The organism is Streptomyces verrucosisporus (assembly GCF_017114865.1).
Lineage (GTDB): Bacteria > Actinomycetota > Actinomycetes > Streptomycetales > Streptomycetaceae > Streptomyces > Streptomyces fenghuangensis.
Map to the genome: position 1 here is coordinate 102,304 of NZ_JADEYH010000013.1, position 22,650 is coordinate 124,953.

Sequence of the window (22,650 nt, forward strand, 5' to 3'; positions counted from 1 at the left end):
CCTGACTCATGCCCTCCGACTCATGCCCCCTGGCTCCGCCAGGACCGACCCCGCCAGGAAACCGATGGAACCCCGCCCGCCCTCTCCGCCGGACGTCCGCGCCATGACGGCCGAACTCCTCGCGCTCGACCGGACGCCGGGAGCGCGCCACGCCGCCCCCGTGGCGCTGCGGTCCGTGCGGGCGGTCGAGGCGGCCGAGACGGTTTACGGGGAGGTCGCGGACCCGGCGGACCTCGCGGAGCTCTTCGAGGTCGCCGCCTGGATCCTGTTCGACGCCGAACGGCACGGGCCGTCGTACCGCCTCAACCGGCGGGCGCTCGCCCTGATCCGCCGCCTGCCCGAGGACGAGCGCTCCATCGAGCTGCTGGTGCTCTCCGTGCTGAGCATGCAGCAGGCCCACCTCATGCGCCCCCGCGCGTCCCTGCGGACCTCGGCGGCCGTCCTGGCCCGGCGGGATCTGCCGCCACGGGTGGCCGCCCTGTTCCATGTGCGCCAGGCGCGCGCGTACGCCCAGCTCGGCGCGCGGGCGAGGGCGCTGCGCTCCCTGGACGCGGCCCGGGAGATGTCCGCGGACGGCCCCTCGAAGAGGGACCCCGCCTGGAGCTGGTGGTTCGACCGAGCCGAACTCGACGGCCACCACGGGCTCGTCCTGGCCGACCTGGGGGATGCGGAGGGGGCCGCGGCCCTGCTCCACGCGGCCGTCGCGTCCGACGGCGGTCCCGCCTACCGCGCCCTGTTCGCCGCCGACCTCGCCCGCGTCCTGGCCCGCGCGGGCGCGTGGCGGGAGACGGACGCCCTGCTGTCCGCCCTGGCGGAGAGCGCTCCCCGCATGGGGTCCGTACGCGCCCTGAACTCCCTGCGGCAGGCGGTCGCCGCCGTCGGGGAGGGCCGCCGGGTGCCGCGCGCGCTGCGCGGCACCGCCGAAGACCTGGCCGGGCTGCTCGCGCGGGGGACTTCCCCGCGAGCGGCCCGGTGAAGGAGAAGTCCACCCCCAGCCCACCGAGTCACCGGAGCTTCGATGACACCGCGCACCTCCCGTCCCGCCCGCCGCACCCGCCTCGCCGTCCTGCTGGCGGCCCTGCTCTGTGCGGCGGGCGCGTCCACCGCGTTCACCACCACGCTCCAGGCGGGGGACGCCAGACCCACCGCCGCCCGCGCCGAGGTGTCCGGGACGTCCGGGACGTACCAGTCCCCCCACACCAAGCCGTACGTGCGCACCCAGCTCTTCTTCGGCACCGGCCGCCACGGCGGCGAGCCGCCGATCACCGAGGAGCAGTTCATGGACTTCCTGAACAAGTACGTCACCCCGCGCTTCCCCGACGGCCTCACCCTCCAGGAGGGCTACGGCCAGTGGCGCGACAGGACCGGCTCCATCAACGGCGAGCGCTCCTACGAGCTGATCCTGCTCTACCCCCGCGAGCGGGCCGAGGCCCGCGACGCCGACATCGAGTACCTCCGCGACCGGTACACCGAGATGTACGAGCTGGAGTCCGTCGGCCGGGTGGACGAGCAGGTGCGCGCCGACTTCTGAGGCCCTCCGCCTCCCCATCCCGCCCCGCCCGTGTCCCGCCGGATCGTTGTCCCGGCGGGGGGCGGGTTCCGGCATCGAGGCCCTCGCCTGGCGCATGATGGTGGCGTCCCCCGTGAGGCAGGCAGTCCGGCACGAACGTGCACAGCCACAGAGAGGGGGCCCACCATGGGAGGTCTCGTGATGACGGCGCCGCTGCCCGACCAGGAGTCGCACGACATGCTCCGGACCTATGCGCAGATCGAACTGCCAGAGGGTCAGCGAGCCGAGCTCATCGGGGGGGAGATCGTCATCTCACCGACGCCCACGAACTACCACAACTGGGTCTACGCCCAGCTGCACCGCTTGCTGGACCGGGGCACTCCTGACGAACTGGTGGTCACCAACACCACCACCGTCGCCCTCCCGGCGACCGGCGAGCGCTACGTCCCCGATCTGCTGATCTGCGAGTCGGCCGTGCTGCGCGACGCCCGGGAGTGGCAGGTCCCCGCCGAGGACGTGCTGCTCGTCGGTGAGATCACCTCGATGTCCACGGTCCTGCGCGACCGCAAGAACAAGGCGCAGGGCTACGGCCGGTCACGCGTACCGCTCTACCTGCTGGTGGACCCGCTGGACGGGGAGGGGAGCGCGACGGTGTTCGCCGAGCCGGACGGCTCCGGCCGTTACCGGGTGGAGCACCGCGTGCTGTTCGGCGAGAGGTTCACGCTCCCCGAACCGTTCGGCCTGGAGATCGACACCTCGGTCCTCCGCCAGGAGTGACCCCCGCGCCGGCGCCGCCCCGATCGCGGACCGCGCCGGCGACCGTACGACCGTCGGCCGCTCCCCCGGCCAGGCCCCGTACGGCGGGCGACCTTCCGGGCGCGTCCGTACCGGTTCCCCCGCCGCACGGCACGGCGGCGGCCGTGAAGGGCTCCCTCCCGCCAACGGCCCTTCCCAAAAATGGAGTTGAGCGAAGGAATCACCTTGCTTACGGTGACCCGATGGCATCGGTCAGACAGCTCCAGGTCACCTTCGACTGCGCGGAACCCGAGCGCCTCGCCCGCTTCTGGTGCGAGGTGCTGGGGTACGTCGTACCGCCGCCCCCGGAGGGGTTCGCCACCTGGGACGACTACAGCAGCTCGCTGCCGCCCGAGGAGCGGGACTCGTGGTTCGCCTGCGTCGATCCCTCCGGTGCGGGCCCGCGACTGTTCTTCCAGCGCGTCCCCGAGGGCAAGACCGCCAAGAACCGGGTGCACCTCGACGTGCGGGTCGGCACCGGCCTGGTGGGCGAGGAGCGCCTGGCCGCGCTCGAGGCCGAGTGCGCGCGGCTGGTCCCGCTCGGCGCGGTACGCGTACGGCTCCTGTACGACGGCCACGACTCGTGCATCGTGATGCGGGACATCGAGGGCAACGAGTTCTGCCTCGACTGACCGCCCTCCTCGACTCCTCCGGCCGGTGTCAGTCCTGCGGGTCCGCCCGCCCGTGCGCGATGTCGACGACGATCCGGTTCTCTTCGACCTTCACCCGGAACCCCACCCGGCCGTCGCCCTCGGGGTCCACCCCGATCCCCACGCCCATCTCTCCCTCGAAGACCCCCAGGTCGCGTATCTCGCGGACGACGGAGGTGCCTTCCCGGTCCTCGAAGGTGCTCCGCGGCGTGACTCCAACGAAGACGATCTTCAACCGGTGCTCGCCGGTGACGCGGACCTCCTCGCCCAGCCCGCCGTGGCGCAGCGTGTCCACGTACTCGGCGAAGTAGCCCGGCACTCCGTCCGCGAACTCGAAGCTGACCCGGTCGTACGCGTCGTGGCCGCTCACCCGTACGTCCTTGAGCGCCGGAGCGGCGGACGCGCCCGTCCACCGGCCCTCTCCCGACTTCCTGGACGCGTCCTGCGGGACTCCCACCGGCCGGTCGCCCACCTCCGGGGACGGCGAGGAGGTATCGGGGCCGGAGACGTTCGCGGACTCCTCGGCCGTGGGGACGGGCTCCTCCGCACCGTTCGGGCCCTCGCCACCGCCGCAGCCGGCCGTGAGCAGGACGGCCGCGAGGGCGGTCGCGGACAGGACGGAACGGCGCGGCATGGTGAACTCCTTGGCGTGGGCGGCCGGATGAGGACGGGCGGGGGAACCCGCAGGTAAACGGTCGCACAGGGGGTGATCCTCTACCAAGAGCGGACGCCCCGCCGGGTGGGGAGGGCATGCCCTCCCCACCCGGGGCGGTGTGCGTGGGAGCGTACGGGTCAGCCGCGGTGGGCGGCCTGGGCGAGCAGGACCACGGCCACGGTGGAGACGGTCACCAGGAGGGTGGTCCAGGTGCACGACTCCAGCCGCCCGCGGCGCGTGCGGTGGGACATCACCCGCGGCACCCCCTCCGGTCCGGGCAGCCGAACAGGGCTGTGCGGTCGGCGGGTTCACCGGGTCCGGCCGGTTCGGCGATACGGCGGGCGCGGACGGTGAGGGCGGCGGTCTCATACGTCCAGCCGCGCCCGGTGTCCGCCTCGGCACGGACGCGGGCCGGGTCGTGGAAGACCGGCGGGGCCAGGCAGCCACGCATCCCCCGCAGTATCGCGGACACGTCCTGCCCGAGCAGTACGCCGTGGAGCACACGCGGCAGGAGTCGGTGTGGGTCCTGCTCCGGCCGTACGGTCCAGCACAGCCGGTACCAGCGCCCGGCGCCGGGCGGGGGCGCGGCGGCGGGTTCTGGCGCCTCCGGCGCGGGGTGGCACGGGCAGGCGCACACCAGGTGGCGGACGCCGGGGACACCGCTGTCGCGCGGTTCGCCGTCGGCGCAGTGCCCGTGCCGGCCGATCACGCAGGACGGGGAGCGGTACTCCGCCTCGCTCACCACCGGGCACCCCCGGCCGCCGCGTGGATGTTCCGGGTGTCCAGGTCCAGCCCCATGGTCGCCAGCCACAGCACCCGCCGCCGTCGCCGACGCGCCGCCTGCTCGTGGGCCGTCCGCTCGTGGGCCGCCCAGTACGGCCGCACCAGCGCCGAGTCCGCCCCGTCCAGCGGCCGGGCCTGCTCGCGGCTGTACGGCGAGCGCGGCGCCGGGATCCGGGCGGGGCCCGTCCGGTGCAGGGGCGCCGGGACAGGGGTGGGGGTGGGGTTCCTGCGGTGCCGGCCGCTGGCCGGAAGCAGCCGGGCGAGCAGCAGCACGAGGACGGGACGGCGTGCCCGTCCGAGGGCACGCGCGATAAGGTCGCGCACGTCATCAACTCCTGTGTAGTTGGTGGCCACGCCCCCGGACCGGTTCCAGCGGTCGCGGGGGTTCTCTGCGTAGCCGAGCTTAGGAGACCTGTATACCCCTGTCTACTCATAGCTATAGCTGTCAGCTTCTATGTCCTGGTGTATGCCGATACGTACCCTCGGCAAGTGACCGAGTTCGAGTTCGACCCGACCCAGCCGAAGTGGGAGCAGATCGCCGATGTGGTGCGAAGGCGCATCCGCAGCGGCGAGTATCCGCCCCGCCACCTCATCTCCGAAGTCCGGCTCGAAGCGGAGTTCGGAGTCGCACGGGTCACGGTCCGGAAAGCGACGGCGGCCCTACGCGAGGAGGGCTTGATCACCACGAGGCCGGGCATGGGCTCGTTCGTCGCCGACAGGGATTGAGCGAACGGGCGGGGAGAGCGACGGACACCGAAGCTCGTTCCAAACCTGACGGCCAACGCCCGGGGGCCGTCGGCGGATACTCCCGCAGACAGAACGCCGGGCCCGGAACGCACCTCGCGTTCCGGGCCCGTGGCCGTGGGGGCTGCCCCTTGCGGGGCGGCCGGCTCCTTACGGGAGCCACTTCTCCCAGGTGGACTTGTTCTCCTTGACCCACTTGGCCGCCGCGTCCTCGGCGGACATGCCGTCGCCGGCGATCCACTTGGCGACCTGGTTCTGCTGCTCGGTCGACCAGTTGAAGTTCTTCAGGAACTGCGCGGCGTCGCCGCCGTCCTTCGCGAAGTCGGCGTTGAGGTACTTCTGCAGCGGGGTCTCGGGGTAGGCGCAGGCGACCTTCTCCGGGTCGGCGTCGCAGCCCTCGGTGTGCTCGGGCAGCTTCACCTCGACGAAGTCGATCTCGGCGTTCAGCCACTGCGGCGTCCACCAGTACGTCAGGAAGGGCTTCTTCTCCTTGACGTACTTCTTGATCTGGGTGATCTGGGCGGCCTCGCTGCCCGCGTAGACCGTCTTCAGGTCCAGGTCGAGGTTCTTGATGATCGCGTCGTCGTGGGTGGTGTACGACGGCGAGCCCTCCAGGAGCTGGCCCTTGCCGCCGCTCTCGGTGGTCTTGAGTTCGTCGGCGTACTTGTTGAGGTTCTTCCAGTCGGTGACGTCGGGGTTCTCGTCCGCGAAGTACTTGGGCACGAACCAGCCGATGTGGCCGGTGACGCCGAGGTCGCCGGCCTCGACGACCGTCTCGCGCTCCTCGACGTAGCGCTTCTCCTTCTTGGGGACGCCGCCCCAGTCCTCCAGGATCGCGTCGACCTTGCCGCTGTCGAGCGCGTCCCAGGCGACCGGCTCGTCCATCTGCTGGAGCTTGGCCTTGACGCCCAGCTCCTCCTCCAGGATGTGCTTGGCGACGGCCGCGTTGGCCTCGGCGCCGACCCAGGAGGGGACGGCGATGGTGACGGTGTCGCCGCCGCCGGAGGAGACGGAGGCGGAGGTGTCGGCGGCTCCGCAGGCGCTGAGCGCGGTCATGCCGAGGACGGCCGATCCGGCGGCCAGGGCGGTGCGGACGCGTCTGCTGTTCTTTCCGGTGTTCATGCCGGATCTCTCTTTCCGTGGTGCGTACTTGTGCGTGTTTATGGGGGGATGGTGGGGGTGGTGGGGGGCCTCGGTTCAGCGCCGGTCGCGGGAGGCCGCGGGCTGGGTGACGCGGTCCAGGAGCACGCCGAGGCAGACGATCGCCGCGCCGGCGGTCAGGCCGATGCCCAGCTCGCTCTTCTGCAGGGCGTAGACGACGTCGTAGCCGAGCGCGCCGCCGCCCACCAGGCCGCCGATGACGACGATGGCCAGGACGAGGACGACCCCCTGGTTGACGGCCAGCAGCAGGGCGGGCCGGGCCAGCGGGAGCTGGACGTGGCGCAGCTGCTGGCCGGTGGAGGCGCCCATGGAGCGGGCGGCCTCCAGCGCGCCGGGGTCGGTCTCCCGGACGCCCTGGGCTGTGATGCGGATGACCGCGGGCAGCGCGTAGACCACGGCGGCGATGATCGCGGCGGTGCGGCCGACGTTGAACAGCGCCACCACCGGGATGAGGTAGATGAACTGCGGCATCGTCTGCATCACGTCGAGCACCGGCCGGACGGCCCGGTCCACCCAGGGCACCCGGGCGGCCAGGACGCCGATCGCGACGCCCGGCAGCAGGGTGACCACCAGTGCGGCGAGTACCTGGGAGAGGGTGTTGAGCGAGGTGGGCCACAGGCCCATCGCGCCGATCGCCGCCAGCGCGGCCACCGCGGTCACGGCGGTGCGCCAGGTGCCCGCCAGCAGGGCGAGGGCGGCGGCGGCCAGGAGCAGCAGCCACCAGGGGGCGCCCTGGAGCCCGTCGCGCAGCGGGTTGAGCACCCAGCGGGCGAAGTTCTCCGACCAGGTGGCGGTGCCGCCGATGAGGGGGATGCCGGAGCCGAGGTTGTCGGTGATCCAGTCGACGGCGGTGTTGACCGGGGCGGAGATGCTCACGGTCCACTGCTCGGGCCACCGCCGGCCCAGGGCGGCCGAGCCGGCCACGGAGGCGGCGGCGACGGCTGCCGCGGCGGCGGCCCGTACCGTCCAGACGCGCCCGCGGCTCGCGCGAACGGAGGTGTCGTCCAGTCGCGCGCCGGCGGCGGCGGTGGTGCGGTCCAGCCAGATCGCGATGAGCACGATGGCGATGCCGGGGCCGAGCGCCTGGCCGACGTCCACCCGCGACAGGGCGGTGAAGACCTCGTCGCCCAGGCCGCCCGCGCCGATGACCGAGGCGAGGACGACCATCGACAGGCACATCATGATGGTCTGGTTCAGCCCCAGCAGCATCTGCCGGCGGGCCAGCGGCAGCCGGGCCGTGAGCAGCCGCTGCCAGGCGTTCGCGCCCAGCGAGGCGGAGGCCTCCAGCGCGGCCGGGTCGGCGCCGCGCAGGCCGAGCGAGGTGAGGCGGGCCATGGGTGGCGCCGCGTAGATGACGGTGGCGATCAGGGCCGAGGGCGTGCCGATGCCGAAGAGGAGCACGAACGGCAGCAGGTAGGCGAACGCCGGCATCACCTGCATGGTGTCGAAAACCGGGCGCAGCAGCCGCTCGCAGCGGTCGGAGAGTCCGGCGGCCAGGCCGAGCGCCGCGCCGATCAGCGCGGCGGCGGCGACGGCGACGGCCATCAGCGCCAGGGTCTCCATGGCGGGCGCCCACAGGTCCAGCAGGCCGATCACGGCGAAGGCGCCCAGGGCGGTCGCGGCGGTGCGCAGGGCGCGGCGGCCGAGGTCCGCGCCGCCGGCGAACCAGGCGAGGGCGGTGGCGCCGGCCGTCACGCCCGTCCAGCCGAGCCCCTGGAGGAGGGCGAGGACGCCGTCGACGGCCAGGACCGCGTTGTTGCTGATGTGCAGCAGGAAGTACAGGAACAGCCAGTGCGACTCGCGGTTGTCGACCAGCCAGGCGTCCAGTTCGTCCAGCGGTGAGCGGACGTCGAGGGTCAGGGCGTCCGGCCAGCTTCCGCTGCCCCAGGCGAGGGCGGCGAGAGGTGTCGCCACGAGGGCCAGGAGGGCGAGGACGAGGAGTCTTCGGGCGGCCGGGCGGCCGGGGGCGCGGGCGGTCAGGCGGCGCAGGGCGCCGGGGCGGCCCGGCGGTCCGGACCGGTCCGGACCGGAGCCGGATGCGCTGGAGGCCGTCCTGCCGGGCTTGTGCCGGTTCCCCGGTTCCGGGGTCCGGGAGGCGGGGGCGGGGGTGGCGGTCGTCATACGGCGGCCACCTCCCCGCCGGTGGTATGGGAGCCGCCGGGGTCCGTGCCCGCGTCCGGCTCCGTGCCCGTGTCCGTATCCGGGTCCAGTCCGGCGACGACGGCCAGCAGCCGGGCGTGGTCGACGACGCCGAGGGTGCGGCCGTCCTCCACCACGCGGACGTGCTCGCCGCTGCGCGCCACGGCCTCGATCGCCTCGGCGACGACCGTGCCGGGAGCGAGGGCCACACCGGTGCCGGCCTCGCCGGCCAGTGCCGGGCGCATCGCGCGGCGCACCGAGATGACCTGCTCGCGCGGCACGTCGCGGACGAAGTCGCGCACGTAGTCGTCGGCCGGGGCGGCGACGATCTCCTCGGGGGTGCCGAGCTGGACGATCTCGCCGTCGCGCATCAGCGCGATGCGGTCGCCGATGCGCAGCGCCTCGGACAGGTCGTGGGTGATGAAGACCATCGTGCGGCCCTCCTCGCGGTGGAGCCGGATGACCTCCTCCTGCATGTCGCGGCGGATCAGCGGGTCGAGCGCGCTGAACGGCTCGTCGAACAGCAGGACCTCGGGGTCGACGGCGAGCGCGCGGGCCAGGCCGACGCGCTGCTGCTGGCCGCCGGAGAGCTGGCCGGGGCGGCGCCCGCCGAGTCCGGTGAGGCCGACCTTGTCGATCATCTCGGCGGCGCGGGCGCGGCGTTCGGCCCTGCCCATGCCCTGGATCTCCAGGCCGTAGGCGACGTTGTCGGTGACGGTGCGGTGCGGCAGCAGGCCGAAGTGCTGGAAGACCATGGCGGCGCGGGTGCGGCGCAGCTCCCGCAGCCGGGCCCGGTCCATGGCCAGGACGTCCTCGCCGTCGATGTGGAGGGTGCCGGCGGTAGGCTCGATCAGCCGGGTCAGGCAGCGCACCAGGGTGGACTTGCCGGAGCCGGACAGGCCCATGACGACGAAGACCTCGCCGCGGGCGACGTCGAAGGAGACGTCGCGGACGGCGGCGGTGCAGCCGGTGCGCTCGCGGACCTCGGCGGCGGACAGACCGGTCAGGGAGGTGTCGCCGGGGACGCGGCCGGCCTTGGGGCCGAAGACCTTCCACAGGTTCCGGACGGAGAACACCGGGTCGCCGGCCTTCGATGTCGCGGTGTCCGTCTCGGACGGGGCGGACGGGGCGGACGGGGCGGACGGGGCGGACGGGTTGGCTGGGGCTGCGGTCACGCGGCGCCTCCCGGTGTCGTGGTGTCGTCGAAGTCGCCGCCGGTCCCGTCACCGGACTCGTCGCGGTCGTCGCGGAGCAGGTCGGCGGCCTTCTCGCCGACCATCAGCACGCCGATCATGGGGTTGACGGCGGGGATGGTGGGGAAGACCGAGGCGTCGGCGATGCGGACGCCGTCCAGGCCGCGGATGCGCAGCTTCGGGTCCACGACGGCCAGTTCGTCGTCGGCCGCGCCCATCCGGCAGGTGCCGGCGGGGTGGTAGACGGTGTGGGCGACCTTGCGGGCGTACTCGCTCAGCTCCTCGTCGGAGGTGATGTCCGGGCCGGGGCAGATCTCCCGCTTGAGCCAGGAGTCCAGCGGCGCGGTCCTCGCTATCTCGCGGGCGATGCGGATGCCGTCGACGAGGGTGCGGGCGTCGTGGTCCTCGGCGTCGGTGAAGTAGCGGAAGTCCAGGGCCGGTTTGACCGAGGGGTCGGCGCTGGTGAGGTGGAGCCGGCCGCGGCTGCGGGGCTTGGGGATGTTGGGGGTCATCGACACGCCGTGGGCGGGGCGTTCGTAGCCCAGCCGCTCGGGGTTGTCGGTGAAGGGGATCTGGTAGAAGTGGAACATCAGGTCGGGGCCGGGGGACTCCGGGTCCCGGCGGACGAACAGGCCCGCGTCGGAGTCCATCGCCGAGTTCTCGGGGATGGGGCCGTCGGTCTCCCAGACGATGACCGACTCGGGGTGGTCCAGCAGGTTCTCGCCGACGCCCGGCAGATCGTGGACGACCGGGATGCCCAGGGCCTGAAGATCGCCGGCCGGTCCGACGCCGGAGTGCAGCAGCAGCCGGGGGGTGTCCACCGCTCCCGCGCACAGCACGACCTCGCACCGGGCGGTCACCAGCGTCTCCTCGCCGTCGGCGGTGCGGACGTGGACGCCGGTGACACGGCGGCCGTCGTCCCCGCCGAACTGGAGCCGGTACGCCCAGGTCTCCAGCCACAGCTCCAGGTTGGGCCGGTCGCCGGCCTCCATGTGGGGGTGGAGGTAGGCCACGGAGGCGGAGGAGCGCTTGTTGGTCTCCGGGTGGTAGGCGAGGTCGAAGAAGCCGACGCCCTCGGTGAACGGCCTGGCGTTGAAGCCCTCCACGCGCGGCACTCCGAGGGCCGCCCGGGCGGCGTCGACGAAGTCGCGGGCGATGGCGTTGCGGTCCTTCTCGTCGACGGCGACGATGTTGTTGCGCAGCCGGTGGTAGTAGGGCTCCATCGCGATGGCGTTCCAGCCGCTCGCCCCGGCGTCCTCCCACTCCTGCCAGTCCGAGGGCAGGGGCTTGAAGGAGATCAGGGTGTTGTGCGAGGAGCAGCCGCCGAGCACGCGCGCCCGGCTGTGCCGGATGTGGGAGTTGCCGCGTGGCTGCTCGGTGGTGGGGTAGTCGTAGTCGAGGTCGCCGCCGAGCAGGCCGAGCCAGCGGCGCAGGGTCAGTACGTCGGGGCGGTCGACGTCGGAGGGGCCGCCCTCGATGAGGGCGACGGTGGTGCCGGGGTCCTCGGCGAGCCGGGAGGCGATCACCGAGCCGGCCGTACCGCCGCCGATCACCACGTAGTCGTAGGTGGTGTTGCTGGACATGAAGGTGGTGCTCCTACAGGGGTGTCGCGTCAGGGATGCGCGGGGGTGAGCAGGGGCGCTCGGGAGTGAGCAGGGCGCGTGGAGGCGCCAGGGCGCCGGTGCGGGGGCGCGTCAGCTCGCGAACCAGCGCACCGGCGCGGGGCGCAGGTTCTCGTAGACGTGCTTGGTCTCGCGGTACTCGTCCAGCCCGGAGGGACCGAGTTCGCGTCCCACGCCGGAGCGGCCGAAGCCTCCCCACTCCGCCTGCGGCAGGTAGGGGTGGTAGTCGTTGATCCACACGGTGCCGTGGCGCAGCCTGGCGGCGATCCGGCGGGCGCGGGCGGTGTCGGCGGAGAAGACGGCGCCGGCCAGGCCGTACTCGGTGTCGTTGGCCAGGGCCACGGCCTCGTCCTCGGTGCGGAAGGTCTCCACCGTCACAACCGGTCCGAAGACCTCCTCGCGCACCACGCGCATCGTGCGGTCGCAGCGGTCCAGGACGGTCGGCCGGTAGAAGTAGCCGGTGGCCGGGAGGGTGTCGGAGGGCCCCGGGCGCTCTCCGCCGCAGCGCACGACGGCGCCCTCGGCGACCGCGGAGGCGACGTACTCCTCGGCCTTGTCGAGTTGCCGCTGGGAGACGAGCGGGCCGCACTCGACGCCGGGCTCGGTGCCGCGGCCGAGCCGGATGCGGCGGGCGCGGCGGGCGAGTTCGGTGACGAAGCGGTCGTGGACGGACTCCTCCAGGATGAGGCGCCCGCCGGCCGAGCAGACCTGGCCGCTGTGAATGAAGGCGGCGTTGAGGGCCTGGTCGACGGCGGTGTCGAAGCCCTCCTCGGTGGCGCAGGCGTCGGCGAAGACGACGTTGGGGTTCTTGCCGCCGAGCTCCAGGGCGACCTTCTTGACCGTCGCGGCCGCGGCGGCGGCCACCTTGGTGCCGCTGGCCAGGCCGCCGGTGAAGGAGACCAGGTCCACGCCGGGGTGCTCCGACAGGCGGGCGCCGACGGGGTCGCCCGCGCCGGTGACCAGGCCCGCGACGCCCGCGGGCAGGCCCGCCTCGGTCAGCAGCCGGATCAGGTGGACGGTGGACAGCGGGGTGATCTCGCTGGGCTTGACGACGAAGGTGTTGCCCGCGGCCAGCGCCGGGGCGATCTTCCAGCTCGCCTGGAGCAGCGGGTAGTTCCAGGGGGTGATCAGCGCGCAGACGCCGACCGGTTCGTGGACGACGACGCTGTGCACGTCCGGGCTGCCCGCGTCCACCACGCGTCCGCCGGATGTGTTCACGGCCTGGTCGGCGAAGTAGCGGAAGGCGGCGGTGACGTCGTCGACGTCGACACGGCCCTCCTCGATGGTCTTGCCGGTGTCCATGGACTCGGTGAGCGCGATCTGCTCGCGGTCCCGCTGGAGGAGGTCGGCGGTGCGCCGCAGCAGCGCCGCCCGCTCGGCGACGGGGGTGCTCGGCCAGACGCCGGTGTCGAAGGCGCGGCGGGCGGCCTCGACGGCGGCGTCGACGTCCTCGGCGCCGCCCTCGGAGACGACCGCGAGCACCGTCGCGTCGGCGGGGTCGAGGACCTCCCTGGTTCTTCCGGAGAGGGCGGGGCGCCACTCCCCGCCGATGTGCATGGTCTCGATTGCCGCCACGTTCCGTACTGCCTTCCTCGCATGGTGCTCTTGCCGCCCGGCGGGCCGAGCGACCCGGTCCCATGCCCCGCACCGAGGAATTCAATCTTTTAATCCATGTCAAGTGGCATGGTTCACACAGGAAACCATGATCATCAAGGATCTATGTGAATCAATTTAAGGCGATGAACGGATATGGAGGACATTGCGGGCACTACGCGAAGCACCTGTCCGAGCACGGTGAGCGGCCCGGTGCCGGAACGCCGTAGGCCCCGGCTCGAAGGAGCCGGGGCCTACGGTGCGCGGGCACTCCGGAGCGGGGCCGGAGCGGGACCGGCGCGGGCCGGATCAGATGAGGCCGAGACCGCGGACGGCCTCGCGCTCCTCCTCCAGCTCCTTCACGGAGGCGTCGATGCGCGTGCGCGAGAACTCGTTGATCTCCAGGCCCTGGACGATCTCGTACTTCCCGCCGGAGCAGGTGACCGGGAAGGAGGAGATCAGGCCCTCGGGGACGCCGTAGGAGCCGTCCGAGGGGATGCCCATGGAGGTCCAGTCGCCCTCCGGGGTGCCGTTGACCCAGGTGTGGATGTGGTCGACGGCGGCGTTGGCTGCGGAGGCTGCCGAGGAGGCGCCCCGGGCCTCGATGATGGCGGCGCCGCGCTTGGCGACGGTCGGGATGAACTCCTCGGCCAGCCACTTCTCGTCGTTCACGGCCTCGGCGGCGTTCTTGCCCGCGACCTCGGCGTGGAAGACGTCCGGGTACTGGGTGGCCGAGTGGTTGCCCCAGATGGTGAGGCGGCGGATCTCCGACACCGGGGTGCCGGTCTTCTTCGCGAGCTGCGACAGGGCCCGGTTGTGGTCCAGGCGGGTCATGGCGGTGAAGCGCTCGGCCGGTACGTCCGGGGCGGCGGCCTGGGCGATCAGGGCGTTGGTGTTGGCCGGGTTGCCCACGACCAGGACCTTGACGTCGTCCGCGGCGTGGTCGTTGATGGCCTTGCCCTGCGGCTTGAAGATGCCGCCGTTGGCCTCCAGCAGGTCGCCGCGCTCCATGCCCTTGGTACGCGGGCGGGCGCCGACCAGGAGCGCGACGCTGGCGCCGTCGAACGCCTTGTTCGGGTCGTCGGTGATCTCGATGCCGCTGAGCAGCGGGAAGGCGCAGTCGTCCAGCTCCATCGCGGTGCCCTCGGCGGCCTTGAGACCCTGCGGGATCTCCAGGAGGCGCAGCGCGACCGGCACGTCCGGGCCCAGCAGCTGGCCGGAGGCGATGCGGAACAGCAGCGCGTAGCCGATCTGGCCGGCGGCGCCGGTGACGGTGACATTGACGGGAGTGCGGGTCATGGCGGTCTCCGTTTACCTGACAGTGGCGGCTGGGTCTCCAACGTATCTCTACATCAAGAGACCCGGCGTCAGGCTATCCGACGGCCCCTCCCCGGAGGCAGCCGCCCGCCGGAGGGGGGGACGGCGGGCGGCTGCGGGGGGACGTACCGCACCCGTGGGGGGTACGGGATTCGCCTGCCCCGGATTCCCGTCGTCATACCGTCCGGAATCGGCCAACTTCCGCCGTGCGCGGGCGTCCGTGTCCGTGTCCGTGTCCGCGTCCGGAGACGGCGCCGTAGCGGCGAGGCGGCGGTTCCGGCCCGGTCAGCGGATCGTGAAGTGGACGATGTCCTCCAGGAAGGGGATCTCCAGCACGGGTGCGGGCTGCGCCATCAGCGCCAGCAGCACGATCGCCGTGCCCAGCACCCCGTAGGTCACCACGTCCGTGAAGCGGGAGCGCACCGCGAGCATCCCCACCGACGGCACGGTCCAGCGCAGCACGGCGCCGGTGAGCAGGGACAGGCCGACGGTCAGCGGGCCCGCGCGGAAGTGGCCGAGCGTCACCAGCAGGCCGGCGGCCGCACCGGCCAGCACGCACAGCAGCGGCCACTGCCGCGCGGGCGCGGGGGCGTCCCCGGGGGCCGCCCGCCCGCCGCCCTCGGGGCGGGCGGTGTCACGGGTGATCAGCGGGAACCGCCGGGACGGGCGCCGGCCGGTGCCGGCGCTCCCCCCGTCGTCCCCGGTCCCCCCGGCCTCTCCCGCCCCTCCGGTCGGCCCGTCCCCCGTCTCAGCCGACACGGTCCGCACCCGCGGCGCGCTCGGCCGCCTCCACCACGTTGGCCAGCAGCATCGCCCGCGTCATCGGGCCGACGCCGCCCGGGTTCGGCGAGAGCCACCCGGCGACCTCCGCGACGTCCGGGTGCACGTCGCCGGCGATCCTCCCCGTCGCCGCGTCCCGGCTGACGCCCACGTCCAGCACCGCCGCGCCCGGCTTGATGTACTCGGGGCGGACCAGGTGCGCCGCGCCGGCCGCCGCCACCACGATGTCCGCCCGGCGCAGGTGCTCGCCCAGGTCACGGGTGCCGGTGTGGCACAGGGTCACCGTCGCGTTCTCCGAGCGGCGGGTCAGCAGCAGTCCGATGGAGCGGCCGACGGTGATGCCGCGGCCGACGACGGCCACGTCCGCCCCGTCGATCTCCACCTTGTGGCGGCGCAGCAGCTCGACGATGCCGTTGGGGGTGCACGGCAGCGGGGCCCGCTCGTTGAGCACCAGGCGGCCGAGGTTCGTCGGGTGGAGGCCGTCGGCGTCCTTGGCCGGGTCCATCAGCTCCAGGACGCGGTTGGTGTCGATCCCGCGCGGCAGCGGGAGCTGCACGATGTAGCCGGTGCAGGCCGGGTCCTCGTTGAGTTCGCGGACGACCGCCTCGATGTCCTCCTGGGAGGCGGTAACGGGCAGCTCGCGCTGGATGGAGGCGATGCCCACCTGGGCGCAGTCGCGGTGCTTGCCCGCCACGTACTTCTGGCTGCCGACGTCGTCGCCGACCAGGAGCGTGCCCAGGCCGGGCTGGATGCCGCGCGCCTTCAGGGCTTCTACGCGGGTGGCGAGTTCTGTCTTGATCGCGGCTGCGGTGGCCTTGCCGTCGAGAATCTGGGCGGTCATGGGGCCATCCTCCCGGATACGGGGGCCCGGTCTCCAATCGCGTCCGCACCGGGCGGCGCCTTCGGCACGGAGAGTGAGAGGGGCGTCGCGGAACGCCTAGCCTCCCCGGCCGGCCGGCCGGACCGGTGCGTTGCGGATTCGCCACAGCTCACCGTCTTGTCTGGACAGCATCACCCTCCCCCACCAGCATGGTCGCGGTGCCGTGCCCGCGGGGGCCGACGGGTGCGGCGCACGGGGGAGGCACGTTCTCGTACGAACCGTTCCTCGCGCAGCGGAGCTGCGGGGGCGCCTCGGTGTTCCTCCGGACGTCCCCCTGGACACTCCCTCGGCCCCGGCAGTCCCCGTTTCCCGTCCGCTCCGTAAGGAAGAGTTCATGAGCCACCCGCAGGACCCGTACGGCCAGCCGCCGCAGTCCGGTTACGGCCACCCGCAGCAGGGGGTCCCGCCGCAGGGCGCGTATCCCCAGCACCCGCAGTACCCCCAGCAGCCCCAGCAGCCCGGCGGGGCGTACGCCTCCTACTACCCCCAGCAGCCCCACGGCGGCGGCATGCCGCCGTACGCGGGCTGGGGCGCCCGGGTCGGCGCGACCCTGCTGGACGGCCTGATCATCGGCCTGATCCCCGGGATCCTGATGGCCGTCGGATACGGGCAGTTCCTCGGCGCGATCATCGACGCGGCCGAGAACTGCCCGATCGGTGACACGATCTGCGCGCAGAACGCGGCCGATGTGCCCGGCAGCGCCTGGCCGCTGATCGCCGTCGGCGCCCTGCTCTCCCTGGCCGGCCATCTGTGGCTGATCCACCAGGAGGGCAAGACCGGGCAGACCCCGGGCAAGAAGGCCCTGAAGATCAGCGTGCTGCGGGAGGCCGACGGGCAGCCGCTCGGCTTCGGCATGGCCTTCGTACGCAAGCTGGCGCACTTCCTGGACGGCGCGGCCTGCTACATCGGCTATCTGTGGCCGCTGTGGGACGACAAGAAGCAGACCTTCGCCGACAAGGTGATCAAGAGCGTCGTCGTGAAGCAGCGGTCGTGAAGCAGTAGTCCCGTCCGCCGGTTCCTCCCCCGTTCCGGCGCGTCCCCGCATCCGCCGGGGATGCGCGGGCCGGTACTGGGAAGGGTGCTCCCTGAGGGAGTGGCGCGGCCCGCCCGGCGGGCGCCGCGCAAGGGCGCGGACATCGGGGGCCGTACCGCGGGGGACCGGGGTACGGCCCCCCGGCGTCCGGTCACCGCACAGACCGCCCGGACGAACCGGAGGAACCGGAGGAGAACGCCATGAGCAGCTCCGACCCGAACACCCCGAACGACCCCTACCGGAAGAACCCGTACGACCGGCCTCCCGGAGGGCAGCCGCCGCCCGCAGGACAGCCGGGCGGGTATCAGGGCCCCTACGGCGGCCCCGGGGACCAGCCGCTGGCTCCGCCGCCCGGCCCGATGGGCTCCCCGGGCGGACCTCCCGGCGGGCCGCCCGGGGCGATGCCGGGCAAGGTCAACTCGTCCCGGATGATCTTCTTCATCACCGGCGGGCTCCAGGCCCTCTTCTCACTGCTGGCGATCGTCACCTTCGCCGCGGCCGAGGACGACCTGGAGGAGGCTTACGGCGACCTGGGCGTGGGCACCGGGATCTACTACACGCTGTTCGTCCTCTTCCTGCTCCACGCGATCGCCGGCATCGTGCTGGCCGCGAAGTTCCCGCAGGGGGGCAACGGGCTGCGGATCGCGGGCGTCGCCTGGTCGGCCGTCCTGGTACTGATCGGCCTGGCCACGCTGCCGCTCGGGCTGCTGTGGCTGGTGCTCGGCATCGTCTGCATCGTGCTGCTGTCCTCCGCCGAGTCGGCGGCCTGGTTCAACCGCCCGCGGGCCTGAAGCCCCGCGGGCCCGGGGCCGCTACGGCGGCCCGGGCACACCGCAGGCCGCGCCCCCGCCGGGGCGCGGCCTGACCTGCGTCCACCTCAGTGGAAGAAGTGCCGGGTGCCCGTGAGGTACATCGTCACACCCGCCGCCTTCGCCGCCTCGACCACCTGCTCGTCGCGGACCGAGCCGCCCGGCTGGACGACCGCCCGCACGCCCGCGTCCGCCAGGACCTGGAAGCCGTCGGGGAAGGGGAAGAAGGCGTCGGAGGCCGCGTAGGAGCCGCGGGCGCGCTCCTCGCCGGCGCGCTGGACGGCGAGCTTGGCGGAGTCCACCCGGTTGACCTGGCCCATGCCGACGCCGACGGTGGCACCGCCCTTGGCCAGCAGGATCGCGTTGGACTTCACCGCCCGGCAGGCGCGCCAGGCGAAGGCCAGCTCCGCCAGCTCCGCCTCGCCCAGCGCCTCGCCGGTGGCGAGCGTCCAGGCGGCGGGGTCGTCGCCGTCGGCCTGGAGGCGGTCGGCGACCTGGAGCAGCGCGCCGCCGTCGACCGGTTTGTGCTCCAGGCGTGCGGCCGGGGCCTGGAGGCAGCGCAGCACGCGGATGTTCTTCTTGCGGGCCAGCACCTCGACGGCGCCGTCCTCGTAGTCCGGGGCCACGATGACCTCGGTGAAGATCTCGGCGACCTGCTCGGCCATGGCCACGGAGACCGGGCGGTTGACGGCGATCACACCGCCGAAGGCGGACAGCGGGTCGCAGGCGTGGGCCTTGCGGTGGGCCTCGGCGACGTCCGCGCCGACGGCGATGCCGCAGGGGTTGGCGTGCTTGATGATCGCCACGCACGGCTCGGCGTGGTCGTGTGCGGCCCGGCGCGCGGCCTCGGTGTCCGTATAGTTGTTGTAGGACATCTCCTTGCCGTGCAGCTGCTCGGCACCGGCCAGGCCGCCGGTGCCGTCGCTGTAGAGGGCGGCGGCCTGGTGCGGGTTCTCGCCGTAGCGCAGCACGTTCGAGCGCTGGTAGGCGGTGCCCAGGAACTCGGGGAAGCCGGAGTCGTCGGCCGGGGCGTGGTCGGTCGCGAACCAGGAGGCGACGGCCACGTCGTAGGCCGCGGTGTGCGCGAACGCCTCGGCGGCCAGCCGCCTGCGGGTGGCGAGGTCGAAGCCGCCGCCCGTGACGGCCTCCAGCACCTCGCCGTAGCGGCCGGGGTTGACGACGACCGCGACGGACGGGTGGTTCTTGGCCGCGGCGCGGACCATCGACGGACCGCCGATGTCGATCTGCTCCACGCACTCGTCCGGGGAGGCGCCGGAGGCGACGGTCTCCCGGAAGGGGTAGAGGTTGACGACGACGAGGTCGAAGGGCTCCACGTCCAACTCGTCGAGCTGCCGGCGGTGGTCCTCCAGGCGCAGGTCGGCCAGGATGCCGGCGTGCACGCGCGGGTGGAGGGTCTTCACCCGGCCGTCCAGGCACTCGGGGAAGCCGGTCAGCTCCTCGACCCGGGTGACCTCCACGCCCGCGGCGGCGATCCGCGCGGCCGTCGAGCCGGTCGAGACGAGCTTGACGCCCGCCGCGTCCAGGCCGCGGGCCAGCTCCTCCAGGCCCGTCTTGTCGTAGACGCTGACCAGCGCGCGGCGGACGGGCCGCCTGGTGGCCTCGGGGGCCTCGGTGGTGGTCTCGGAGCCTTCAGTCATGACCGAGAATGACCTTTCTTGCCTCGATGCGGTAGCCGTGGCGGGCGATGCGTCGCACCGTGTCGACGAGCAGCCGCCGCTCGACTTCCTTGATCCGCTCGTGGAGCGTGGATTCGTCGTCCTCCTCCCGCACCTCGACCACGCCCTGGGCGATGATCGGGCCGGTGTCGACGCCGTCGTCGACGAAGTGGACGGTGCACCCGGTGACCTTCACGCCGTACGCGAGCGCGTCGCGCACGCCGTGGGCGCCGGGAAAGCTGGGGAGCAGGGCGGGGTGGGTGTTGATCAAGCGTCCGCCGAACCGGGCGAGGAACTCCTTGCCCACGATCCTCATGAAGCCGGCGGAGACCACCAGATCGGGCTCGTGGACCGCCACCGCCTCGGCCAGGGCTCGGTCCCAGGCGTCCCGGCCGGCGTGGTCGCGCACGCGGCAGACGAAGGTGGGCAGCCCGGCGCGCTCGGCGCGCTCCAGTCCGGCGATGCCGTCGCGATCGGCCCCGACGGCGACGATCTCGGCGCCGAAGGCGTCCGGCCGCTCCTCGGCGATGGCGTCGAGGAGTGCCTGGAGGTTCGTGCCCGAACCCGATACGAGGACCACGACGCGGGCCGGGGAGTGGGAGGCGAAGGAACGGGAAGCGGAAGCCACGACGAGGCTCTTCTCGGATCTCTCGGTGGGACGGTGCGGCTTTGTACGGTCGTACGAATCCGTGGGGCGGACGAATCCGGGGAACCCTACGAAGCGGCCGACCGTCAGCAACGATACCGGCACACCGGAAGGCCCCCTCGGCACGGGGGGACGGCCGCCCGGTAGCGTCAGGGCCACACATCGGCGAACGGCCCGGGGCCGGGACGACATCTAGGGGAAGACACAGAGCACATGACGGACCGACGACGCCGCGCGGCCCCTGAGACCTCGACCGGGATCCCGACCGGTACCGCCCCGGGCCCGCTCCGGCCGCGGTGCCCCGCCGGCCCGTCCCCGTCCGGTCCGCCTCTCCCCGGCCTGCCTCTCCCCGGCTCGCTCCCCGGCGGCCGGCTCGTCCGCGACCGGGAGGACGACAACCCCTTCGCCGCACCGCCCGAGGGCCGCCCCGAGCAGCCCTGGCGCCCGCGCGGGTCCCGGGGGTCCGACGCGTCCGGCTCCTCCGGCTCGCCGGACTCCCCGCGAGGCGACGGCGACAGGGGCGGCGACGGTGACGGGGACGGTGACGGGGACGGCCGGAGCGGCGACCGGCCGGAGGGCTCCTCTCCCGACTGGGGCAGCAGGTGGAGCAGCCGCCAGCCGGGCCGCCAGAGCGGCGGCTTCGGCAGTGGCGGCCGGCCGGAGCGGAGCGGCGGGCAGGGCGGTGCTCCCGGCGGTATGCGCTGGGATCCGACCGACCCCGTCCAGCGCCGGGCCCGTTACGCCCTGGTCATCGGCGGCTGGGGACTGATCTTCGCCTTCTTCGGCTTCCCCTGGCTGGCGGTTCCGCTGGGCGCGCTGGCCGTGTACTGGGGCGTCGGCGCCGTCCGCGGCAAGCCGGGCACGGACGGCGGTACGGACGGCGGCGCCGGGGGCACCGGTTCCGGCGCGGAGACCGGCCGGGCGGCCGCCCGGCCCGAGGACGTGGCCGGCACCGACCGCTCCGCCGCGCCGGAGCCCGGCGCGGACCGGGCGCCCGCCCCCGCCGGCCCGGAGGCCGGCCGCTCGGGCCGGCCGCAGCTGGCGGCGGCGGTGACCGGGCTGGTCACCGGGATCCTCGCGCTGATGGTCATCGCCGCGCAGTTCACCGTCCAGCTCGTCTACCGCGACTACTTCGTCTGTGTCGAGGACGCGCTCACCAACTCCTCGCGCCAGGCGTGCGAGCGGCATCTGCCCGAGCAACTGCGCCCGCTGTTCGGTGATCCCGAACGCGAGGAGTGAGGCCGGGCGCGGTCACGGACGCCGCGGCGTCCGCGGGGGGCCTCCGGGGGCCTCGCGGCCGCCGGGCGTCAGCGCCCGCGGGCCGGGCGCAGCCGCCAGGCCCGTATGGCCAGGGCCGCAGGCGTCCCCAGGCCGGCCGTCCAGCCCAGCGCCGCGGCCCCGGTGAGCCGCCAGTCCGGGCCGAGACGGGCCAGCGCCCCCGTGCCCAGCGGGCCGCCCGCACAGGCGGCCAGCACCGCCATCGCCGCGCCGCAGCCGCAGGCGGCCAGCGCGACCGCACAGGCGGTCGCCCGTCCGTCCAGTGCCGCGGGGCCTCCCGCGGCGGGCACGGCCGCGCGCGCCACGCACCACGCCGCGAACCCTCCGCCCGCCAGCGGGACCACGAGCGCCGCGGCCCAGGTCACGGGGGCGCCCGGTCCTTCGGCCGGTACGGCCGCCAGCAGCGGGAAGTCCGGCAGCGGCGGCAGGCCGGTCACGGCCGCGGGGCGCACCGCGCTGCCTCCCCCGAGCGTGAACCCGGGGCCGAGGCCGTACGCCGCGCCCCAGACGGCCGCGTTGGGTGTCAGGGCCAGGGCCAACAGCAGGACCGCGACCAGGCCCGGCCATGTCGGGGCCCACTGTTCCGGTGCGGGAAAAGCGGCCCGCCGGTCTGTGGCCACATGCCAGAGCAGGGCGCCCGCCGCCAGCAGTGCGCCCCCGGCGCACAGTGCCGCGGCCGACGCGGCGGCGCCGCGCAGGGCGGCCGACGCGGCGGCACGGGTGAGCACCGGCCGCTCCGTCCGCCGCATACGGCGCATACAGCGCATACGGTGCGGGAGCCGCGGCGGGGCCTCGGGCAGCGGGCGCCCCAGGCCCGTCCACGTCCCCGCCGCCGCGGCCGCGGCCACCACCGCGGGCAGGCGCAGCGCGGCACCCAGCGGATCGACCCGGATGGGGCCGGACGCCGCGTAGACGGTGACGGCCGCCGCGACCAGCAGGTATCCGGTGACGATCCAGCACGTGGCACGCCATGTCGCGCCCGTGTCCCCCGCACCGGAACCCGCACCGGCTCCCCGGCCGGGGGCACAGCCGGGAACACCGCCGGGGACAGCTCCGGGGACTCGTGCGGAGGCAGGCACCCGGACCGCGCCCCGGGCCGTGCGGTGGAGCAGCCACACCGGCACGGCGCACAGCATCAGGGGCACCAGCCCGACCGGCGCGGGGGAACCGCTGAGGGTTTCGGTACGCACGAGGGGGGCACCGTGTGCCACCAGCCAGAGGTCGGCGGCGACGCGCAGCGCACCGCCGGGGCCGTCGTCGGGGTGGGGTGAGGTGATCCACAGCAGCATGACGAGGACCGCGATTCCGCCCAGACCCAGGCCCGCGGCCATCACACCGTCCAGAAGACGGTCGCGGGGAGGGACCGGCGCATGAGGGACGAGCGCG

22 protein-coding genes are annotated in these 22,650 nt (G+C 73.7%); 8 read left to right on the forward strand and 14 right to left on the reverse strand.

Going from position 1 to position 22,650, the window contains the following annotated elements; all coding sequences use genetic code 11:
- Position 1 precedes the first annotated feature (1 nt).
- The 4 genes from IQ279_RS16000 (at position 2) to IQ279_RS16015 (ending at position 2,937) form a co-directional block, all read left to right on the forward strand.
- Complete coding sequence (locus tag IQ279_RS16000; protein WP_505011411.1) at positions 2 to 976, forward strand: NsdA family TPR-like regulatory protein; 975 nt, start codon at positions 2 to 4, stop codon at positions 974 to 976.
- 42 nt (positions 977 to 1,018) lie between these two features.
- Complete coding sequence (locus tag IQ279_RS16005) at positions 1,019 to 1,531, forward strand: DUF3574 domain-containing protein (RefSeq protein WP_206349203.1); 513 nt, start codon at positions 1,019 to 1,021, stop codon at positions 1,529 to 1,531.
- Between the two features lie 165 nt (positions 1,532 to 1,696).
- Positions 1,697 to 2,287 carry a Uma2 family endonuclease gene (locus IQ279_RS16010; RefSeq protein ID WP_206349204.1) on the forward strand — a complete coding sequence of 197 codons (591 nt, stop codon included), beginning with the start codon at positions 1,697 to 1,699 and terminating at the stop codon, positions 2,285 to 2,287.
- A 221-nt stretch (positions 2,288 to 2,508) separates the two neighbouring features.
- Positions 2,509 to 2,937, forward strand: coding sequence for a VOC family protein (locus IQ279_RS16015; RefSeq protein WP_206349205.1), 429 nt, complete (start codon positions 2,509 to 2,511; stop codon positions 2,935 to 2,937).
- A gap of 28 nt (positions 2,938 to 2,965) precedes the next feature.
- Here the strand turns inward: IQ279_RS16015 and IQ279_RS16020 are convergent, their stop codons facing one another.
- The 3 genes from IQ279_RS16020 to IQ279_RS16030 form a co-directional block, all read right to left on the reverse strand.
- Positions 2,966 to 3,589 carry an AMIN-like domain-containing (lipo)protein gene (locus IQ279_RS16020; protein ID WP_206349206.1) on the reverse strand — a complete coding sequence of 208 codons (624 nt, stop codon included), beginning with the start codon at positions 3,587 to 3,589 and terminating at the stop codon, positions 2,966 to 2,968.
- 271 nt (positions 3,590 to 3,860) lie between these two features.
- On the reverse strand, positions 3,861 to 4,352 hold the full coding sequence (locus IQ279_RS16025; protein ID WP_206349207.1) for a hypothetical protein: 492 nt from the start codon (positions 4,350 to 4,352) through the stop codon (positions 3,861 to 3,863).
- A complete protein-coding gene (locus tag IQ279_RS16030; RefSeq protein ID WP_307792378.1) occupies positions 4,349 to 4,717 on the reverse strand; it encodes a hypothetical protein in 369 nt (122 codons plus the stop codon). The genes IQ279_RS16025 and IQ279_RS16030 overlap by 4 nt, the downstream gene beginning before the upstream one ends.
- A gap of 165 nt (positions 4,718 to 4,882) precedes the next feature.
- Between IQ279_RS16030 and IQ279_RS16035 the strand changes: the two genes are divergently transcribed.
- Positions 4,883 to 5,119, forward strand: a complete 237-nt coding sequence (locus tag IQ279_RS16035; RefSeq protein WP_206349208.1) for a GntR family transcriptional regulator — start codon at positions 4,883 to 4,885, stop codon at positions 5,117 to 5,119.
- A gap of 168 nt (positions 5,120 to 5,287) precedes the next feature.
- Here IQ279_RS16035 and IQ279_RS16040 read toward each other — a convergent pair whose 3' ends face one another.
- The 8 genes from IQ279_RS16040 to IQ279_RS16075 form a co-directional block, all read right to left on the reverse strand.
- Positions 5,288 to 6,259 (reverse strand): ABC transporter substrate-binding protein, encoded by a 972-nt coding sequence (locus IQ279_RS16040; protein ID WP_206349209.1) that lies wholly within the window; start codon positions 6,257 to 6,259, stop codon positions 5,288 to 5,290.
- Positions 6,260 to 6,334: 75 nt separating this feature from the next.
- On the reverse strand, positions 6,335 to 8,419 hold the full coding sequence (locus tag IQ279_RS16045) for an ABC transporter permease subunit (RefSeq protein WP_206349210.1): 2,085 nt from the start codon (positions 8,417 to 8,419) through the stop codon (positions 6,335 to 6,337).
- Entirely contained in the window at positions 8,416 to 9,513 is a 1,098-nt protein-coding gene (locus IQ279_RS16050; RefSeq protein ID WP_307792384.1) for a quaternary amine ABC transporter ATP-binding protein, read from the reverse strand. The genes IQ279_RS16045 and IQ279_RS16050 overlap by 4 nt, the downstream gene beginning before the upstream one ends.
- Before the next feature lie 95 nt (positions 9,514 to 9,608).
- Positions 9,609 to 11,213: a GMC family oxidoreductase gene (locus IQ279_RS16055; protein ID WP_206349212.1), complete on the reverse strand. Its 1,605-nt coding sequence runs from the start codon at positions 11,211 to 11,213 to the stop codon at positions 9,609 to 9,611.
- A 111-nt stretch (positions 11,214 to 11,324) separates the two neighbouring features.
- The gene (locus IQ279_RS16060; RefSeq protein WP_241028227.1) at positions 11,325 to 12,809 is read right to left on the reverse strand and encodes an aldehyde dehydrogenase family protein; all 1,485 of its coding nucleotides are present in this window, start codon (positions 12,807 to 12,809) and stop codon (positions 11,325 to 11,327) included.
- Positions 12,810 to 13,154: 345 nt separating this feature from the next.
- Positions 13,155 to 14,144 (reverse strand): malate dehydrogenase, encoded by a 990-nt coding sequence (locus IQ279_RS16065; RefSeq protein ID WP_206349214.1) that lies wholly within the window; start codon positions 14,142 to 14,144, stop codon positions 13,155 to 13,157.
- A gap of 303 nt (positions 14,145 to 14,447) precedes the next feature.
- Entirely contained in the window at positions 14,448 to 14,921 is a 474-nt protein-coding gene (locus tag IQ279_RS16070) for a DUF3017 domain-containing protein (RefSeq protein WP_307792379.1), read from the reverse strand.
- Positions 14,911 to 15,783: a bifunctional methylenetetrahydrofolate dehydrogenase/methenyltetrahydrofolate cyclohydrolase gene (locus IQ279_RS16075; protein ID WP_206349216.1), complete on the reverse strand. Its 873-nt coding sequence runs from the start codon at positions 15,781 to 15,783 to the stop codon at positions 14,911 to 14,913. The genes IQ279_RS16070 and IQ279_RS16075 overlap by 11 nt, the downstream gene beginning before the upstream one ends.
- A 373-nt stretch (positions 15,784 to 16,156) precedes the next feature.
- On the opposite strand from IQ279_RS16075, the gene IQ279_RS16080 reads away from it, so the two are divergent.
- Together IQ279_RS16080 and IQ279_RS16085 are read left to right on the forward strand one after the other, a co-directional pair.
- Positions 16,157 to 16,816 carry an RDD family protein gene (locus IQ279_RS16080; RefSeq protein WP_206349217.1) on the forward strand — a complete coding sequence of 220 codons (660 nt, stop codon included), beginning with the start codon at positions 16,157 to 16,159 and terminating at the stop codon, positions 16,814 to 16,816.
- Positions 16,817 to 17,055: 239 nt separating this feature from the next.
- Entirely contained in the window at positions 17,056 to 17,646 is a 591-nt protein-coding gene (locus IQ279_RS16085; protein ID WP_206349218.1) for a hypothetical protein, read from the forward strand.
- An 86-nt stretch (positions 17,647 to 17,732) separates the two neighbouring features.
- Here IQ279_RS16085 and purH read toward each other — a convergent pair whose 3' ends face one another.
- Positions 17,733 to 19,322 (reverse strand): bifunctional phosphoribosylaminoimidazolecarboxamide formyltransferase/IMP cyclohydrolase, encoded by a 1,590-nt coding sequence (gene purH, locus IQ279_RS16090; RefSeq protein WP_206349219.1) that lies wholly within the window; start codon positions 19,320 to 19,322, stop codon positions 17,733 to 17,735.
- Positions 19,315 to 19,968 carry a phosphoribosylglycinamide formyltransferase gene (gene purN, locus IQ279_RS16095; protein ID WP_206349220.1) on the reverse strand — a complete coding sequence of 218 codons (654 nt, stop codon included), beginning with the start codon at positions 19,966 to 19,968 and terminating at the stop codon, positions 19,315 to 19,317. The genes purH and purN overlap by 8 nt, the downstream gene beginning before the upstream one ends.
- Before the next feature lie 231 nt (positions 19,969 to 20,199).
- Here purN and IQ279_RS16100 point away from each other — a divergent pair, with 231 nt between their 5' ends.
- Positions 20,200 to 21,225: a hypothetical protein gene (locus IQ279_RS16100; protein WP_206349221.1), complete on the forward strand. Its 1,026-nt coding sequence runs from the start codon at positions 20,200 to 20,202 to the stop codon at positions 21,223 to 21,225.
- A gap of 68 nt (positions 21,226 to 21,293) precedes the next feature.
- On the opposite strand, the gene IQ279_RS16105 is transcribed toward IQ279_RS16100, so the two are convergent.
- Positions 21,294 to 22,595 carry a cell division protein PerM gene (locus tag IQ279_RS16105; RefSeq protein ID WP_206349222.1) on the reverse strand — a complete coding sequence of 434 codons (1,302 nt, stop codon included), beginning with the start codon at positions 22,593 to 22,595 and terminating at the stop codon, positions 21,294 to 21,296.
- Between the last annotated feature and the right edge of the window lie 55 nt (positions 22,596 to 22,650).

What these genes read in the sequence shown, in the direction of transcription:
- IQ279_RS16005 (WP_206349203.1), top strand. Translation starts at nt 1,019, where the DNA reads ATGACACCGCGCACCTCCCGTCCCGCCCGCCGCACCCGCCTCGCCGTC.
- IQ279_RS16010 (WP_206349204.1), top strand. Translation starts at nt 1,697, where the DNA reads ATGGGAGGTCTCGTGATGACGGCGCCGCTGCCCGACCAGGAGTCGCAC.
- IQ279_RS16015 (WP_206349205.1), top strand. Translation starts at nt 2,509, where the DNA reads ATGGCATCGGTCAGACAGCTCCAGGTCACCTTCGACTGCGCGGAACCC.
- IQ279_RS16020 (WP_206349206.1), bottom strand. Translation starts at nt 3,589, where the DNA reads ATGCCGCGCCGTTCCGTCCTGTCCGCGACCGCCCTCGCGGCCGTCCTG.
- IQ279_RS16040 (WP_206349209.1), bottom strand. Translation starts at nt 6,259, where the DNA reads ATGAACACCGGAAAGAACAGCAGACGCGTCCGCACCGCCCTGGCCGCC.
- IQ279_RS16045 (WP_206349210.1), bottom strand. Translation starts at nt 8,419, where the DNA reads ATGACGACCGCCACCCCCGCCCCCGCCTCCCGGACCCCGGAACCGGGG.
- IQ279_RS16055 (WP_206349212.1), bottom strand. Translation starts at nt 11,213, where the DNA reads ATGTCCAGCAACACCACCTACGACTACGTGGTGATCGGCGGCGGTACG.
- IQ279_RS16060 (WP_241028227.1), bottom strand. Translation starts at nt 12,809, where the DNA reads ATGCACATCGGCGGGGAGTGGCGCCCCGCCCTCTCCGGAAGAACCAGG.
- IQ279_RS16065 (WP_206349214.1), bottom strand. Translation starts at nt 14,144, where the DNA reads ATGACCCGCACTCCCGTCAATGTCACCGTCACCGGCGCCGCCGGCCAG.
- IQ279_RS16075 (WP_206349216.1), bottom strand. Translation starts at nt 15,783, where the DNA reads ATGACCGCCCAGATTCTCGACGGCAAGGCCACCGCAGCCGCGATCAAG.
- IQ279_RS16080 (WP_206349217.1), top strand. Translation starts at nt 16,157, where the DNA reads ATGAGCCACCCGCAGGACCCGTACGGCCAGCCGCCGCAGTCCGGTTAC.
- IQ279_RS16085 (WP_206349218.1), top strand. Translation starts at nt 17,056, where the DNA reads ATGAGCAGCTCCGACCCGAACACCCCGAACGACCCCTACCGGAAGAAC.
- purH (WP_206349219.1), bottom strand. Translation starts at nt 19,322, where the DNA reads ATGACTGAAGGCTCCGAGACCACCACCGAGGCCCCCGAGGCCACCAGG.
- IQ279_RS16100 (WP_206349221.1), top strand. Translation starts at nt 20,200, where the DNA reads ATGACGGACCGACGACGCCGCGCGGCCCCTGAGACCTCGACCGGGATC.
- IQ279_RS16105 (WP_206349222.1), bottom strand. Translation starts at nt 22,595, where the DNA reads ATGGCCGCGGGCCTGGGTCTGGGCGGAATCGCGGTCCTCGTCATGCTG.